Below are 16,784 nucleotides of genomic sequence, written 5' to 3'. Positions count from 1 at the left end.
ATTATATACATGTCTTAAGATTAACAAAAAGAAAGGGAATTAGAAAAATGAAAAAAGCATTAGGAGTTTTATTAACATTAGTATTATGTTTAGGTCTTACTGGTTGTGGTGGATCAGATGATTCTTCTACAGATACATCAAATGGAGATGTAAGTGGAAATGTAAGTCTTAATGGATCTACATCAATGGAACCGTTTGTAAATGGTTTATCAGAAGCAATTAGAGAAGTATATCCAAATTTAGTTTTAGAACCACAATTCACTGGTTCAGGTGCTGGAATTGAAGCAGTTACAAACGGTACAGCAGATATCGGTAACTCATCAAGAAGTTTAACAGATGAAGAAAAAGCTGGTGGTTTGGAAGAAAACATTGTTGCAATCGATGGTATTGCAGTTATCGTTCATCCAGATAATGATGTTGAAGACTTAACTACTGATCAATTAAAGAAAATTTATACAGGTGAAATTACAAATTGGTCTGAAGTTGGTGGCGCAGATGAAGCTATCGTTGTTGTAGGACGTGAAGCTGGTTCAGGAACTCGCGGGGCATTTGAAGAAATTTTAGGAGTTGAAGATGCATGTAAATATGCTCAAGAATTAAATGAAACAGGTGCCGTTGTTGCTAAAGTTGGAGAAACTGAAGGCGCTATTGGTTATGTATCATTAGATAACGTTAAAGATAGTGTAAAAGCTTTAAAACTTGATGGTGTAGAAGCAAGTGAAGAAACAATTAAAGATGGAAGTTATTCATTACAAAGACCATTTGTAATGGCTACTAAAGGAAAAATTAGTGAACAAAGTGAAGCTGTTCAAGCAATCTTCGAATTTATCGATAGTGAAGCTGGACAAAAAGTTATTGAACAAGTTGGTTTAGTAAGTGCTAAAAAATAGGAGTTAATTATGGAAAAAGATATGTTATCTATTATAAGTAATAGAAAAACAAAATCTTTGGTAGAAAAGACAGCCGCGATAATCTTTCGTGGCTGTGCTATTGTATCTATCATTGCAGTAGTTTCTATTACTGGTTATATGATTATTTCAGGAACACCTGCAATTTTCAAAGAAGGATTATTAGAGATTCTTTTTGGAACAGTTTGGGCACCAACTGCAGCTGATCCACAATATGGGATACTTTTAATTATTTTAACATCTATTGTTGGAGTTTTTCTAGCAATTTGTATCGGGGTACCAATTGGAGTATTTACGGCTATTAATTTAGCTGAGTTAGCTAATCCTAAAGTTAGAAAAATAGTTAAATCTGCAATTGAATTATTGGCAGGAATTCCTTCAGTTGTATATGGATTATTAGGTATTTTATTGGTTTGTCCACTAATGTATGATTTAGAAAGAATGATTTTTGCAGGATCAAAAACTCATCAATTTACTGGTGGAGCAAACTTAATTTCAGCTATCATAGTTTTAGCTATCATGATTTTACCAACTTTAATAAATATAACAGAAACAGCTTTAAATGCTGTACCTGATGATTATCGTAAAAGTTCATTAGCACTTGGGGCAAGTAAAATGCAAACTATTTTTAAAGTCGTTTTACCTAGTGCTAAATCTGGGATTGTTTCAGCAATTGTTCTTGGTGTGGGTAGAGCAATTGGTGAAGCTATGGCAATTTTGTTAGTGGCTGGAAATTCTGTAAATGTACCTTTGCCATTTAATTCTGTACGTTTTTTAACTACAGGAATTGTCTCAGAAATGGGATATGCTTCAGGTACTCATCGCGAAGTGCTCTTTACAATTGGTTTAGTATTATTCATTTTTATCATAATTATTAACTTAGTTTTAACATTTATTATCAAGAAAGGAGATCAGCATGAATAATCTTAGTATTTTCGATAAAAAAAATCGAGTTAGTGATAAAGTACTAAATTTCTTTATTCAAGCTTCTAGTGCTTTATCGGTGCTGATTTTAGTTGTATGTATTGGATATATATTATATCGTGGAATACCGCATTTTGATTTTTCTTATCTAGTCAATACAACAAGTATTTTAAAAGGTACAGTGGGCATTTTACCTAATATTATTAATACTTTATATATTATTGTTGTTACATTATTAGTTGCTTGTCCAATTGGAATTGGTGGAGCAATCTACTTAAACGAGTATGCTAAAAACAAAAAATTTGTTAGTGTTATTTCTTTTACTACTGAAGTTTTGGCTGGAATCCCTTCAATTATATATGGTTTATTTGGAATGTTATTTTTTGGAAATTTATTAAAATTAAAATTCTCAATTTTAACTGGTTCTTTTACTTTAGCGATTATGATTTTACCAATTATTTGTAGAAATACTCAAGTGGCTTTGGAGGGTGTACCAAAGAGTTATCGTGAAGCTGCTTTAGGAATTGGAGCTACTAAGTGGTATATGATTAGAACTGTTTTATTGCCAAGTGCAATGCCAGGAATTTTAACAGGTATAATTTTAGGGATGGGACGTATTGTTGCTGAATCAGCTGCTTTATTATTCACAGCTGGCTCAGTAAGTGTTTTACCAACAAATGTTTTCTCTCATTTATTCAGTTCAGGAGCAACTCTTACAATTCAACTATATTTAGAAATGGCTAAAGCTAATTATGAAACAGCCTTTGTAATTGCTCTTGTATTGATTGTTATAGTATTAGCATTAAATTTCTTAGCAAAATTAATCTCAAATAAATTCGATGTAAATAAGGTGAAGTAGAATGGAAAATAAAATTGAAGCAAAAAATCTAGATTTATATTATGGTGAAAAACATGCATTAAAAAATGTAAGTCTAAATATTAAAACAAATAAAATCACAGCATTTATCGGTCCTTCTGGATGTGGGAAATCGACTTTTTTAAAAACATTAAATCGTATGAATGACTATGTTAAAGGGATAAAAATCACAGGTGATGTAAAACTTGATGGTGAAGATATTTACGATAGTCGTGTTGATACTACAGTGTTAAGAAAAAAAGTAGGAATGGTATTTCAACAACCGAATCCTTTTCCAATGAGTATTTATGATAATGTTGCTTATGGACCTAGAATTCATGGAATTAAAAATAAAAAAGAATTAGATAAAATTGTTAAAGAATCACTAGAAGCAGCAGCTTTATACGAAGAAGTAAAAGATCGTTTGAATACAAGCGCTTTAGGTTTATCTGGAGGACAACAACAACGTTTATGTATTGCAAGAGCATTAGCTGTTCAACCTGAAGTTATTTTATTAGATGAACCGACTAGTGCATTAGATCCAATTTCAACTTTAAAAATTGAAGAATTATTATTACAATTAAAAAAGAAATATACTATTGCAATTGTTACACATAATATGCAACAAGCTAGTCGTATTGCAGATTATACAGCGTTTTTCTTAGTTGGTGAAATGGTTGAATACGGAGAAACTAAAGACGTATTCTCAATGCCTAAAGATAAACGTACAGAAGATTATATTACAGGTAGATTTGGATAGGAGAGTAAAATGTTAAGAAGTAATTTTGAAAAAGATTTAAATAAGTTACATGTTGATCTTGATAAAATGTGTCATTTAGTAATTTTATCAATTGAAAATTGTATAGCAGCTTTTAAAAGCGGAGATCGTGATTTATGTCGTGATATTTTAGCTGGGGATAAAGTTATTAATGATATGGAAAGGACGATTGAAGCTCGTTGTTTATCGTTGATTTTAAAACAACAACCAATTGCTAGTGATTTAAGAAATGTTTCAACTGCTTTAAAAGTAGTTACTGATTTGGAAAGAATTGGGGATCAAGGTGCAGATATTGCAGAGATTTTACTAGAAACAGATGTTAAAAGCCCATATAAAATGGTTGAACATATTCCAAATATGGCAGTTTTAGCTAGGGATATGGTTAAAGGAGCTATTGAAGCATTCCATGAACATGATTTGAAAAAAACTAAAGAAATCAAAAAAATGGAAGATAAAATGGATGGATTATTTGAAGAAGTTAAGGTAGAATTAGTTCAGATAGTAAAAGAGGCAGCTGATAATATTGATATTGTTATCAACTTCCTAATGATTGCTAAATATTTTGAAAGAATTGGGGATCATGCTGTTAATATTTGTGAATGGGTAGAGTTTAACCAAACAGGAACAGTTGATAATTATCGTTTGATTTAGGAGGAACTGGGAATGAATGAGCGTATATTTGTAATTGAAGATGATGAAAATATTCGTGAAATTATAAATTTAGCATTAGTTAGTAATGGTTATGAAGTAGTTCAGTTTGATAATGCTATTGATGCTTTAGAGTTAATGAAAAAAGAGACACCGTCCCTTGCAATCTTTGATCTAATGTTACCAAAGATGAGTGGAATAGATGCAATCAAAAAGATTAGAGAAACAAACAATGAATTACCAATTTTAATATTAAGTGCTAAAGATCGTGAAATAGATAAGGTAAATGGATTAGATAGTGGTTCAGATGATTATATGACAAAGCCGTTTGGAATTCTTGAATTACAAGCTCGTGTTCGTTCTTTACTTAGACGTCATGTTACAAGTGATGTCATTAAAACAAAACATCTTGTAGTTGACAAACAAACAAGAATGATAAAAATGGATGGTAAAAAATTAGAGCTAACAAACAAAGAATATCAATTGTTAGTCTATTTAATGGATAATAAACATCGAGTTGTAGAACGAGAAGAATTATTGAATGAAATATGGGGGTATGATTTCATAGGTGAATCTCGTGCGCTTGATGTCCATATTCGTGCTTTACGTAGCAAATTAAATGATGATGGACATAAGTATATTAAAACAATTCGTAGTGTAGGTTATCGTTTCTATGAGGAGGGTGATGACAGTGAATAAAACAATACTTCGTTATTTTTTAACGGTATTGGTGGTTACACTGGCATTATCTTCAAGTATATCGATGGTAATTTTATCTGATATAATGTTAGAAAACACTAAACATGATATGCTTTATTCTGTTAAATTAGTTGAGTATCAATTAGATCCTCAAAATAATTTAAAACAGCAAGTTGATGCATTAAATCCACTTGCATATAATTCACATACTAGATTAACAATTATTGATGATGATGGAACAGTATTAGCTGATAGTAGTAATGAAGGATTAGAAGAAAATCATAAAGGTCGTAAAGAAGTAAAGCAGGCTTTAGAAGAAGGAACTGGTTATGCAAGACGTTATTCTAATTCGGTAAAAAGAAATATGTTATATGTAGCACTTTATAATGGTGATTTTATTGTACGTTTAGCTTTGCCGTATAATGGCATTTTTGATAATTTAGCAACTTTGATTAAACCGATGGGAATTGGGATTTTGATTTCATTGGCAGTTGCAATCATTCTTTCAAAACGTTTTGCAAATACACTAACAGCGCCAATTAATGATATAACAAATCAAATTACAAAAATGAAAGAATATCGAGAATTAGAATTTGATTATTATAAATATGATGAATTTAATATCATTGCTTCTAAGCTTGAAGAACAGGCGTTAACTATTAAAGATACAATGAATAAATTGAATGATCAGCAAATCAAGATTAAGGGAATTCTTGATCAAATGAAAGAAGGATTTATTCTATTAGATGAAGATCTAAAAGTGTTGATGATTAATCGCAAAGCATCAAAATTATATAATAATACAATTGAATTAAATCGATCAATTAAAGATTTTGTTTTTGATTTTAAAATTATTAAAGCATTAGATAATTTAACTGATGAACAACAAGTTGTTTTATTTGAAAAAGATAAACAATATTATAATTGTTATGTTGCGAAAGTTGATTATGGAGTAACTTTATTGTTTGTAAATATTACTGATCATCATAATGCAATGAAGATGCGCCAAGAATTTTTCTCTAATGTATCACATGAGTTAAAAACACCAATGACTTCAATTAGAGGATATAGTGAGTTATTAGAAACAGGTGTTATTAATGATGAACAAGCAGCTAAAAAGGCCTTAGATAAAATCCATACTGAAGTAGATAATATGTCTAATTTAATTAATGATATTTTAATGATATCAAGATTAGAAAATAAAGATGTTGATGTAATTAAACACCCTGTGCATATTGAACCATTAGTAAATGAAATAATTGATACAATGCAAGTTGAAATTGATAAAAGGAATTTAACAGTTTATAAAGATATAAATGATATCATTTATTTATCAAATCATCAACATATGCATCAATTGTTAAGTAATTTAATTACTAATGCAATTAAATATAACAAAAAAGATGGAAGTATCACAATTAAAGCATATGAAGTAGAACATAATATTGTTATTGAAGTAAGTGATACAGGAAGAGGTATTTCTAAAATTGATCAAGGACGTGTTTTTGAGCGTTTCTTTAGATGTGATGAGGGTCGTGATAAAGAAACGGGAGGAACAGGTCTTGGATTGGCTATAGTAAAACATATTGTTCATTACTATCAAGGTAACATTGTGTTAACAAGTAAACTAGATGAGGGAACAACTTTTAAAATAATTTTACCAAAAGAAGAATAGAGATATAAAAGAGGCTGTAACGCATTAAAATAATGTGTTTGACCAAAAATAAAAAAATAGCACTTAAACTCAGATGAGTATAAGTGCTATTTTTGGTATAATTAGATTATGCAAAATATAAAAATAATAGAATCTAATTACCCGATTGACAATTCTTATTATAATACATTTCAATGTAAACTTCCACTAGATTTTTTTACAGTTGTTCCTGTAGATGATCCGGTGACATCTTTCGTAGAAATTATGAAAGGAATTAACACTTCAAAGTATTTTAACTGCCCCCATAGAGGCAACAGGGGCTACGACCCTAATATGATGTTACAGGTTACATTGTTTGCATTTATAAACGGTCAATATGAATTAAGAAAAATGGAAGAATTATGCAGATATGATATCCGATATATGTGGCTGGCTAATGATGAAACTCCTTCTTTCATGGCTTTTCAAAGATTTATATCAGAAAAATTATCGATGTCTATCGAAGATATTTTTTATGATGTTGTTAAAAGAATCATTGAATTAGATGATGTTGATATTTCTAAACTTTATATTGATGGAACTAAGATAGAAGCCAATGCAAGGAAAAACAGTTTTGTTTGGAAAAAAGCTATTCTAGGCTATCAGGAAAAAGCATTTCTTAAAGTGACAGATCTGATCATAAGATTAAATGATGATCTTAACTTTAAATATGATATAAAATCAAGATATTCTGCTGATGATACAGGACTGATTGCAGAACAGTTAATGGAACTGATGATAAGACAAAATATAGAAATAGTATACGGAAAAGGCAAAAGACGTTCCTTATTACAGAAATATTATGATGAATTTCTTGAAATCTATATAAAATTAATGAGATATGAAGAATCATTGAACATATGTGGCGACAGGAACAGTTATTCAAAGACTGATCATGATGCTACCATGATGAACATGAAGTATGACTATTATAATCATACAGGTATATTTAAACCGGGATATAACCTGCAAATAGGTGTAAGTGATGAATATATTATGCATATGGATATATTTTCAAATCCTGCTGATACAAAAACATATATACCGTTTATGAAAAAATATAAAGAAAGATACGGCTGTTATCCAAAATGGCCAATAGGCGATGCCGGATATGGAAGCTATGATAATTTGCTTTTTAATGTCATAAACGGGATGGAACTGGGATTAAAGTATAATTATTATGCAAAAAAGAATACAAAGGAATTTAAAAAGAAAATATATAATCAGATGAACTGGGAATATGATGAAAAGGGATTTAAAGTCTGCCCACAGGGACATTCATTTAATATTGAAAAAGAAGAAAGATGGAACACAGCAGGTGAATATCTACAAATCAGCAGAGTATTCGAATGTGGTAAATGTCATGACTGTAAAGTAAAAGAAAAATGCACAAAGGCAAAGGAGCAAAGAAAAATACAGATAAATTATGCCTTAAATGAAATGCAGGAAAAAGTAGATGAAAATCTTGGAACCGAAGAAGGAAAAGAGATGAAAAAGCAAAGAAGTATACAGTCAGAAGGGACATTTGGAATAATAAAGCAGAATATGGATTATGTCCGATTAAAAAGAAGAGGAAACATAAATGTAAAAACAGAACTGCTGTTAATAGGGATTGCCTATAATATACGCAAATACCACAATAAAAAGATGAAAAAGAAGGAAATATCAATTTCCTAAAAAGCTAAATAAAAACATGTAAAAAGCACATGATGTTTTTATAGTACCAAAAAAGTTATCTAAATATGGATAACTTTGTTTTTTATCTAAATATACTGTATCAAGCAAAAAAAGGCGTAACGCCTAAAGATTAAAAATCCTTATTCGTTACAGCCCCTTTTATTTATGTTAATTTAGAGTTAATATAATAATGTTATATTTAAAATAATACAGAGATGAGGGAAATAATATGTATAAAATTGTTACTGATGGATCATGTGATTTAAGTGTTAAACGTGTAAAAGAATTAGAAATTAAGGTTGTACCATTTTATGTATCTATTGATGGCGTTAATCATCAAAAAGAAATTGTAGATTTAAATATTAGAGATTTTTATCAATTTATGATTGATAATCCTAAAGTATTTCCTAAAACATCTATGCCTTCAATTCAAGACTATCTAGATGTATTTACGCCACTTTTGAAAGCTGGAAACGATATCATTTGTATTTGTATTACAACTAAATTTTCAGGTTCTTTTAATTCCGCAATTAATGCTAAAAATATATTATTAGATGATTATCCAAATGCTAAAATTGAAATAATTGATGCAACTGTTAATACAGTTTTACAAGGAATGTTAGTTGAAGAAGCTGTGGTAAAGAAAAATACGGGTGCTAGTTTTGAAGAAACAGTTAGTTATGTAAATGAAATAAAAAAAACTGGTAGAATTTTCTTTACTATTGGTAGTATGGATTATTTGGTTCATGGTGGGCGTGTTGGTAAGTTATCTGGAATTGCTGCTGGTGCTTTAGGAATTAAGCCATTGATTTTACTACAAGAGGGTGAAATATTTAATAATGGGATAACTAGAGGTAGAAAGAAATCAAAACAAAAAATAATTGAGCAGATTATTAATTATTTTAAAGATAATCAATTTGATGTAAATGATTATCGTTTCTGTGTAGGATTTGGTTATGATTATGATGAGGCAAAAGAATTCAAAGATAATTTTGTGACAGCTTTAAAAGAATTTAAGCCTGAATTTAATGATGAGGTTTATATTCGTCAAATAGGGGCGACAATTGGTGTCCATACAGGACCACATCCTATAGGTGTAGGATTAATTAAGAAATATAAATAATAAAATACAAGGGTCTTTAAATTTAGTGAAAATTTAGAGACCCTTAAATGTTTTTGGTAAAATAATATTAATATTATAATAGTTTATTAAAAATAACAATAGCCTTGAATAAATCACCATCAACTTTTATTTTAAATGTACCATTTTGTAATTCTGTAAAACTTTTAGCGATTGCTAATCCTAAACCGCTTCCTTTATTATTTCTAGATATATCACCTTGAACAAAACGTTCTACCAATCGCTCCTCATTGATCTTAATCTCGTTAGCTGAAATATTTTTAAAAGTTATTTCAACACGATCACTATAATCAATAATATCAATATATACACGAGTCTTATCTAATGTATATCTACTAATATTAATAAGTAGGTTTTCAAAAATACGGTATGTTTTTAAACTATCTAATGGAATAATTATTTTTTTATTTGGATAATTAGTTTTAAAAATTAAATATTTTTTTTCAAAATAATCATTTAATTCAAATTTAGCTTGTTGCACTAATGCAATAATATCAACATCAACAATATTTAACTTAACATTACCGCTATTAATTTTACTTATTTCAAATAAATCATCAATTAAATTCTTTAATCGTAACGAATTATGATCTAAAGTAGCTATATATTCTTTTCTTTTATTAGCATCAAGATTTTCATCTTTCAATAAATCAATATATGTTATTATCGAAGTTAGTGGAGTCTTCAAATCATGAGATACGTTAGTAATTAATTCTGTTTTCATTTTTTGGGATTTAACTTCTTTATTAACTGCTTTTTCAAAACTATCTTTAATATTTGAAAATTCATGTCCTAAGGAATTAAAGATACCAATATCATCATAAATGGCTACATTGAAATCACCATTAGATAATTTATGTAAGGCATTTAATAAAATTTGATAATCTTTTTTGAACTCATCTAATTTCTTTTTAAAGATAATAAACAATATTATTGAATAAATTAAAGTAAGAACGATTCCGTAAACAAAAAAGCAGCAAATAATAGAAATTATTAAACATTTATTAAAATAATTTTTATAAGTAATTTATTACTATCACTATTAAAATCAAATGAATTAATTTTATTAATATATTTTTTAATTGTTTTAAATAACCAAACACAAACAGTATCATTTTTTAGTACATTAGTTAATCCTTTGTTAAAAACAGTTTTTAAATAATAAACACTGAACATACATAAAAACAAAAAAGTCGCCCAAGAAGCAATATTCATAATTGCTAAAATTATTTCACTATAATCTTTTGAAACAAAACGTACCAATTTTTCTAAATAATAACCATTTAAAGTATCAATCATTAAACCATACAAAATAATAATAATACTGGAAAATCCAATAATGATCATTGATATTAAAATTTCAAATTTGATTTTAGTTAAATTATGAAAAATAGCAATTTCTTTTTCAATAGCATATGGACAAACTAATATATAAAGACAAACAATTCCAACAGCAATACTTGCAATTGGCAGTATATTTTTTAAATTTGTAGTTGTTGAATTTAGTCCACTATAATAAGTAATGGTATCCATAGAGTTTGTTGCTAACTTAGCGGGAATAGCAAAATAAACAGTAAAATTGGTTGGATTATGTAGTATATAATCATCATCATAGGTTTCAAGATATTGAAAATAAGTTTGTTTAAAGTTATTCCATACTAGAGAAAAATTTAAGTTTTGTGATTTTTTACATCCTAATGAATCATAACTAATATTACCATTTTCATCAAATGACAATTTTAAATACCATTGGTATTTATTTTGTAAAGTATGATTACTTTGAAGTGTTTTTAAATCATCGTTAGTATTACCTAAACTATTATTATTTCCTTCAGCATAATATTTTGTATTTTTCTTTTCTGGGGATATTTCACGACTATATAAAATAGCATCTTGATAAAATGCATCTGTTGCATCTTTATTTGCGGTAATATATTTTGATATTCCTTCTTTTTTGGACACATTATCTAATTGAAAGCTCAATGAATAAATGTTTTCTAAAATATCATATAAAATATTATTGTTACTAAAGTTTGGTTTCTTTTTTTCGCTTTGCATGATGTCGTAACTGCAATAGATTCCAATACTACTAATTAATAATAAAGAAACAGTTATAATATAAAAGGTAATTTTCTTTTTATTCATGGTTTGCTTGTTTTTCTATTTTATAACCAACGCCCCAAACTACTTTTAGGTATTGTGGATTACTTGGATTAATTTCAATTTTTTCACGTAAATTCCGAATATGAACCATAACTGTTTCTGTATTGATTGCAGCTTCATGCCAAACGTTTTCGTAAATTTGTTCACTTGAAAAAACACGCCCAGGCTTTTCCATAAGTAATTCGAGAATTTTTAATTCAATAGGAGTGACTTTTACAATTTTACCATCAATAATAACTTCTTTAGTATCGATATCTAATTCAAGACCACCAACTATGTATTTATGAGTATTTTCTTGTTTTTGATCAATTATATTTAAAAACTTATGATATCGACGTAATTGTGAAGAAACTCTAGCTAATAATTCCATTGGAACAAATGGTTTCGTTACATAGTCATCTCCACCGATATTTAAACCGGTGATTTTATCAATGTCTTCTGATTTTGCAGATAAAAAAATGATTGGAAAATCATATTGTTCACGAATTTTCATAGTCATCTCAATTCCATCCATAACCGGCATCATAATGTCGACAATGGCTAAATGAATTGGATGTTGTTCAATGATTTTAAGGCCTTCTAGACCATTATTTGCAATATAAACATTATAATTTTGGCTTTTTAAATATATTTCAATTGCTTTAGCAATTTCTATTTCATCTTCTACAACTAAAATATTATCTTGATTCATTTTTACATTCCTTCCTTTAATATCAACATTATAATGTTTATATATTAAGAATGAAAGAAATGATTCAAAAGATTTTCTAAAGATTTTTTTTATGTACATAAAACTTATATATCAATAAGCCCAAAATTGAGATAATACCAGTAATAATAAAAACCCAAATAGTTAATTGATAATTTTGGTTTGATAAAGCACTACCACTAATTGTACTTGTAATAATAGAAGGGATTCGTGCAATTGATGAAATTGTTAAAAAGGTTGTAAGTTTTAATCTAGTAAATGGTGCTAAATAAGTTATAAGATCTTTTGGGGTTCCGGGAATGAAAAAGATAAAGAAAATAATTATTTCTAAGTGTTTTTCTTTTTTTAGAAATTTTATTTGATTTATTTTGCTAGTATCATAAAATTTATTAATAAATTTTATACCATATTTGTTAAGAAGACTATAAATAATAACCGTTCCTATAATTGTTCCTAATAAACAAATGATTAAACCCTCAAGAGTTCCATAACTAAAACCAGCAGCTATTTCAATTACTTCCCCAGGTAAAAATACAAATACTACTTGAAAGGCCATAATAAATATTAGTATTATTTTCCCCCAATTTCCAAATTTGGCTAATTCTTTTTTTAGCATAACTGGATCTCCAGCAAAAGTTTTATAAGCTTTATAAATAATTAAACAAAATGCAGTAATTAGTATAATATTTATTAATATAATAAAAGTTTTTTTATGTTTATGCATATTGTTCACCTCGTTATTAGTATAGACAATTAATTAAAAACATAACGGGTGAAAAACTAAATAAATTTATAAAAAAGTATTAAAAAAAGCTGTTTTTACAGCTTTATAGTAATCCCATTTCAATCATTTTCAATCCAATATCAATTGAATTATATGCAGCGCCTTTCATTAATTGATCAGCAACAATCCATAAACTCAAAGCATTAGGATTATCCAAGTCTTTACGAACACGTCCTACATGGACTAATTCATCACCAACAAATAAGTTTGCCATTGGATATATTTGGTTTTCAATATCATCATATAATTCAACACCAGTTGAATTTTTCAACAATTCAAATACTTTATCGATATCAATAGGTTTTTTAGTTTCGATATAAACTGATTCTGAATGTCCACGTAAAACAGGAACTCGAACGCAAGTAGCATTAACTTTAATGTCTTTATTAAAGATTTTTTTAGTTTCATTAACCATTTTCATTTCTTCTTTAGTAAAATGATTGTCCAAATTAAATACATCTACTTGTGGTATACAGTTAAAGGCAATTGGGAAATGTTTTTTGTCACTGGCACAAGGTAATGTTTTAGCAACAGGTTCTTTACCATCTAAAACTTCTTGTGATTGACGATATAACTCTTCCATTCCGGCAACCCCAGCTCCAGAAACTGCTTGGTATGTTGAAACAATGATTCTTTCAATATCGAAATATTCATTTAAACGATTTAAAGCACTTACCATTTGAATAGTAGTACAATTAGGGTTAGCAATGATTCCTTTATGAGTTTTTAAAGCCTCAGCATTTACTTCTGGTACAACTAAAGGAACATCAGGATCCATTCTAAAGTGACTAGTATTATCAATATTGATACAACCAGCTTTAATAGCATAAGGCATATATTTTGCAGAAATACTTCCACCAGCTGACCAAAACGCTACATCGATACCTTCAAAACTATCTTCTGTTAATTCTTCTACAGTAAATTTATAATTTTCAAATTCAACAATTTTTCCTGCACTTCTACTAGAAGCTAATAGTTTAATACTTTCAAAAGGAAAGTTAAATTGGAAAATACATCTTAGCATTTCTCTTCCTACAGCTCCAGTTGCTCCAACAATTGCGACTTTATATTTTTTCATTTTTTTAATTTCCCCTTCCTAAAAAAGCTTTGTGTAATAAAATTTGTGCTTGTCGTACATCATCACGATCAATATAACAAGAAATATTTATTTCTGAACAAGATGTCATTTCCACATTGATTCCATTATTACTTAGTGTATTGTATGCTTTTTGAAACATACCACGATTATTTTTAATTCCAACCCCAATGACAGAGACTTTTCCGATATTACCACGAACAATTACGCGATGAGCATTTAATTGAGGTTTTAAATCATTGATGATATTAACTACAGTAGGTACATCAACATCACTAATAATCAGTGAGATATCCATTTTTCCACCGCCAACTAAGGCTTGGTTAAAGACATTTACATTTACACCAGCATCAGCAATTTTTTCAAATAAATTACCAGCACTGTTATTTGTTGCATCCACTTTAACTAAAGTGATTCTAGCCTCGTTTTGAGAACCAGTAATACCAGAAATAATTAATTGATTTAAATTTTCTTTCATAATCCGATCATCTCCTATAACGTATGTTCCTGGAATATCTTCAAAAGAAGAACGTGCATGAATAGCAATATTATGACTAGCTGCTAACTGAACACAGCGATGATTTAAAACTTTAGCCCCATTTTTTGATAATTCCAACATCTCAGCATAACTAATAAAATCAAGTTTAATTGCATTTGGAACTATTCTAGGATCAGCGGTATATATACCGTTAACATCGCTATAAATTTCAACTTCACTAGCATCTATCGCTACTCCAATAGCCACAGCTGATAGATCACTCCCACCTCGTCCTAGAGTAGTAATTTTACCATGGACAGAATGTCCCTGAAATCCAGGACAAAAAACAATATCAGCATATTTTAATTTTTCAAGAATATCTTTTCCTTCTACTTTATTAATCGTAGCATTATTAAAAGTTGAATCAGTAACAATTCCTAGTTCTGCATTTGTAATCGTTTCACAACGATAACCTAATGTTGCTAATTCGCTTTTACATACTAGGGTAGAAATAGTTTCACCAATACTAGTTAAACGATCAATTTCTTCATCAGTTAATTGTTTTGTATTAACAATTGATAATAATGTATCTGTTGCATAAGGGTCATCATAGCGTCCCATAGCTGATACAACAGCGACTACTTTATTGCCATTGTTAACTTCACGGATAATATTGTTATACATGTTTGAACGTGATTCTCTTGAACGAGTAGATGTGCCACCAAATTTTTGGACAATTATGTTCATTTTATCCCCTCACTTTAAAAATTATGTATTCTTCATTACCTATATCGGTAGTTAGATTTGCTAGTTCAATTTCGTGAGTTATATAGATATGATCATGTTTTTCAGTGAAATACATTTCATAATCAACATCTAATGGTTTATTTGCTCTAATATAATATTTAGATTTAGTAATTGGATAGATGTTAGGGCAGTCTTCATAGTTATGTTGCCATTTTTCTGTTTGTGCAGTTTTAATAATATCACTAACAACAGCAGAAGCAGTAACATAACGACCTGCGCCTTTTCCATAATAAATTACGTTTTCAACATAATCATTATCTATCTCTACTACATTATATGCATCCATGACATTAGCAACTAGTTCTTTTTTATTAACTAAAGTAGCAGCAACATCAATTCCAATACCATCATTCACTTCTTTTGCTTGAGCAATCATTTTAAAACGATAACCTAGTTTTTTAGCATAATCCATATCAAGTTTTGTAACATTACGAATACCTGTAGCATAAATTTTATCAAAATCGATAAATTTTTTAAATACATTTTGTGCTAAAATACAAATTTTATGAGCAGCATCAATACCGTCTAAATCTAAAGAAGGATCTGCTTCAACATATCCTAAACCATCTGCAATAGTTAATGCTTCATCAAAATCTAAATTTTCATTTTCCATTAATGTCAAAATAAAATTAGTAGTTCCATTTAAAATACCAATAATTTCTTTAGTGTTATTGGCAACTAAACTTTCCATTTGACTAACTAATACTGGAATCCCCCCTCCAACACTAGCTTCATAAAAAATGTGTACATCATTTTCTTTTGCAGCAGTAAATATTTCTTTACTATAATGGGCAAGTAATGCTTTATTTGCTGTTACAACATGTTTTTTATTTTTAATTGCTTCTAAAATAATTGTTTTAGCGATAGTTATGCCACCGATTAATTCAACAACAACATCAATTTCTTCATCGTTTATAACAGTGTGGAAATCGTCAGTATAAATAATCCCTTCAGGTAAATCGATTTTTTCTAGACCACATCCATATTTAACGCTTACTTTATCGTTGATAACTTTTGATAAACGTTCTTTTTCATTTGTAAGAATTTCTATAACTCCATAACCAACTGTCCCTAAACCAATAACACCGATTTTCATTCTATACCCCCTTATTTATGAAAAAATGGACCTTTATATCTAAAGGTCCCAATATTATTTAAATAGTAGAACCTTGTCGTTAACAAATGGGCATAATAATGGAATTGATAATAACCATTTTTGTTAAGATTACGCCCATTGATAACATATCTTGGTCCTCCATTTCCTTATTTTATGACATATTAACACGATTGTATACAATAGTCAATGATATTCAATAATATTTGGACTAATCAAATTAAATTTAACAAAATATGATATAATAACATTGTATTGACTTCTATAAATAAATTGTATACAATAATTTAAATCAAAGAAGGGGGCTCT

16 protein-coding genes are annotated in these 16,784 nt (G+C 28.6%); 9 read left to right on the top strand and 7 right to left on the bottom strand.

Annotated elements, in window-relative coordinates; all coding sequences use genetic code 11:
* Nucleotides 1-47: 47 nt before the first annotated feature.
* The 9 genes from NQ543_RS10680 (at nucleotide 48) to NQ543_RS10640 (ending at nucleotide 9,306) form a co-directional block, all read left to right on the top strand.
* Nucleotides 48-890, top strand: coding sequence for a phosphate ABC transporter substrate-binding protein (locus NQ543_RS10680; protein WP_004609388.1), 843 nt, complete (start codon nucleotides 48-50; stop codon nucleotides 888-890).
* Nucleotides 891-899: 9 nt separating this feature from the next.
* Nucleotides 900-1,832, top strand: a complete 933-nt coding sequence (gene pstC / locus NQ543_RS10675; RefSeq protein WP_004609389.1) for a phosphate ABC transporter permease subunit PstC — start codon at nucleotides 900-902, stop codon at nucleotides 1,830-1,832.
* Nucleotides 1,825-2,691 carry a phosphate ABC transporter permease PstA gene (gene pstA, locus NQ543_RS10670; protein ID WP_004609390.1) on the top strand — a complete coding sequence of 289 codons (867 nt, stop codon included), beginning with the start codon at nucleotides 1,825-1,827 and terminating at the stop codon, nucleotides 2,689-2,691. The genes pstC and pstA overlap by 8 nt, the downstream gene beginning before the upstream one ends.
* A 1-nt stretch (nucleotide 2,692) precedes the next feature.
* Complete coding sequence (gene pstB, locus NQ543_RS10665) at nucleotides 2,693-3,448, top strand: phosphate ABC transporter ATP-binding protein PstB (protein WP_004609391.1); 756 nt, start codon at nucleotides 2,693-2,695, stop codon at nucleotides 3,446-3,448.
* Between the two features lie 9 nt (nucleotides 3,449-3,457).
* Entirely contained in the window at nucleotides 3,458-4,117 is a 660-nt protein-coding gene (gene phoU, locus NQ543_RS10660) for a phosphate signaling complex protein PhoU (protein WP_004609392.1), read from the top strand.
* 12 nt (nucleotides 4,118-4,129) lie between these two features.
* On the top strand, nucleotides 4,130-4,813 hold the full coding sequence (locus NQ543_RS10655; protein WP_004609393.1) for a response regulator transcription factor: 684 nt from the start codon (nucleotides 4,130-4,132) through the stop codon (nucleotides 4,811-4,813).
* Complete coding sequence (locus tag NQ543_RS10650) at nucleotides 4,800-6,488, top strand: sensor histidine kinase (protein WP_004609394.1); 1,689 nt, start codon at nucleotides 4,800-4,802, stop codon at nucleotides 6,486-6,488. The genes NQ543_RS10655 and NQ543_RS10650 overlap by 14 nt, the downstream gene beginning before the upstream one ends.
* Nucleotides 6,489-6,596: 108 nt before the next feature.
* On the top strand, nucleotides 6,597-8,183 hold the full coding sequence (locus NQ543_RS10645) for an IS1182 family transposase (RefSeq protein ID WP_004609179.1): 1,587 nt from the start codon (nucleotides 6,597-6,599) through the stop codon (nucleotides 8,181-8,183).
* A 229-nt stretch (nucleotides 8,184-8,412) separates the two neighbouring features.
* Nucleotides 8,413-9,306 (top strand): DegV family protein, encoded by an 894-nt coding sequence (locus tag NQ543_RS10640; protein WP_004609395.1) that lies wholly within the window; start codon nucleotides 8,413-8,415, stop codon nucleotides 9,304-9,306.
* Nucleotides 9,307-9,379: 73 nt separating this feature from the next.
* Here the strand turns inward: NQ543_RS10640 and NQ543_RS10635 are convergent, their stop codons facing one another.
* From NQ543_RS10635 to NQ543_RS10605, 7 genes are all read right to left on the bottom strand, one after another.
* A complete protein-coding gene (locus tag NQ543_RS10635) occupies nucleotides 9,380-10,252 on the bottom strand; it encodes a sensor histidine kinase (protein ID WP_004609396.1) in 873 nt (290 codons plus the stop codon).
* A 65-nt stretch (nucleotides 10,253-10,317) separates the two neighbouring features.
* Entirely contained in the window at nucleotides 10,318-11,469 is a 1,152-nt protein-coding gene (locus NQ543_RS10630; protein WP_004609397.1) for a hypothetical protein, read from the bottom strand.
* On the bottom strand, nucleotides 11,462-12,178 hold the full coding sequence (locus NQ543_RS10625; RefSeq protein WP_039903898.1) for a response regulator transcription factor: 717 nt from the start codon (nucleotides 12,176-12,178) through the stop codon (nucleotides 11,462-11,464). The genes NQ543_RS10630 and NQ543_RS10625 overlap by 8 nt, the downstream gene beginning before the upstream one ends.
* Before the next feature lie 76 nt (nucleotides 12,179-12,254).
* On the bottom strand, nucleotides 12,255-12,920 hold the full coding sequence (locus tag NQ543_RS10620; RefSeq protein WP_004609399.1) for a TVP38/TMEM64 family protein: 666 nt from the start codon (nucleotides 12,918-12,920) through the stop codon (nucleotides 12,255-12,257).
* A gap of 103 nt (nucleotides 12,921-13,023) precedes the next feature.
* Nucleotides 13,024-14,058 carry an aspartate-semialdehyde dehydrogenase gene (locus NQ543_RS10615; protein ID WP_004609400.1) on the bottom strand — a complete coding sequence of 345 codons (1,035 nt, stop codon included), beginning with the start codon at nucleotides 14,056-14,058 and terminating at the stop codon, nucleotides 13,024-13,026.
* A 4-nt stretch (nucleotides 14,059-14,062) separates the two neighbouring features.
* Complete coding sequence (locus NQ543_RS10610) at nucleotides 14,063-15,301, bottom strand: aspartate kinase (protein ID WP_004609401.1); 1,239 nt, start codon at nucleotides 15,299-15,301, stop codon at nucleotides 14,063-14,065.
* A gap of 1 nt (nucleotide 15,302) precedes the next feature.
* Complete coding sequence (locus tag NQ543_RS10605) at nucleotides 15,303-16,457, bottom strand: homoserine dehydrogenase (protein ID WP_004609402.1); 1,155 nt, start codon at nucleotides 16,455-16,457, stop codon at nucleotides 15,303-15,305.
* Nucleotides 16,458-16,784 lie beyond the last annotated feature (327 nt).

Origin of the sequence: Thomasclavelia spiroformis DSM 1552 (assembly GCF_025149465.1) — a bacterium.
GTDB lineage: Bacteria > Bacillota_I > Bacilli_A > Erysipelotrichales > Coprobacillaceae > Thomasclavelia > Thomasclavelia spiroformis.
This window is presented reverse-complemented; position numbering and strand designations above follow the sequence as displayed.

Coding starts and splice junctions, on each gene's coding strand:
- NQ543_RS10680 (WP_004609388.1), top strand. CDS start 48: ATGAAAAAAGCATTAGGAGTTTTATTAACATTAGTATTATGTTTAGGT.
- pstC (WP_004609389.1), top strand. CDS start 900: ATGGAAAAAGATATGTTATCTATTATAAGTAATAGAAAAACAAAATCT.
- pstA (WP_004609390.1), top strand. CDS start 1,825: ATGAATAATCTTAGTATTTTCGATAAAAAAAATCGAGTTAGTGATAAA.
- pstB (WP_004609391.1), top strand. CDS start 2,693: ATGGAAAATAAAATTGAAGCAAAAAATCTAGATTTATATTATGGTGAA.
- phoU (WP_004609392.1), top strand. CDS start 3,458: ATGTTAAGAAGTAATTTTGAAAAAGATTTAAATAAGTTACATGTTGAT.
- NQ543_RS10655 (WP_004609393.1), top strand. CDS start 4,130: ATGAATGAGCGTATATTTGTAATTGAAGATGATGAAAATATTCGTGAA.
- NQ543_RS10650 (WP_004609394.1), top strand. CDS start 4,800: ATGACAGTGAATAAAACAATACTTCGTTATTTTTTAACGGTATTGGTG.
- NQ543_RS10645 (WP_004609179.1), top strand. CDS start 6,597: ATGCAAAATATAAAAATAATAGAATCTAATTACCCGATTGACAATTCT.
- NQ543_RS10640 (WP_004609395.1), top strand. CDS start 8,413: ATGTATAAAATTGTTACTGATGGATCATGTGATTTAAGTGTTAAACGT.
- NQ543_RS10630 (WP_004609397.1), bottom strand. CDS start 11,469: ATGAATAAAAAGAAAATTACCTTTTATATTATAACTGTTTCTTTATTA.
- NQ543_RS10625 (WP_039903898.1), bottom strand. CDS start 12,178: ATGAATCAAGATAATATTTTAGTTGTAGAAGATGAAATAGAAATTGCT.
- NQ543_RS10620 (WP_004609399.1), bottom strand. CDS start 12,920: ATGCATAAACATAAAAAAACTTTTATTATATTAATAAATATTATACTA.
- NQ543_RS10615 (WP_004609400.1), bottom strand. CDS start 14,058: ATGAAAAAATATAAAGTCGCAATTGTTGGAGCAACTGGAGCTGTAGGA.
- NQ543_RS10610 (WP_004609401.1), bottom strand. CDS start 15,301: ATGAACATAATTGTCCAAAAATTTGGTGGCACATCTACTCGTTCAAGA.
- NQ543_RS10605 (WP_004609402.1), bottom strand. CDS start 16,457: ATGAAAATCGGTGTTATTGGTTTAGGGACAGTTGGTTATGGAGTTATA.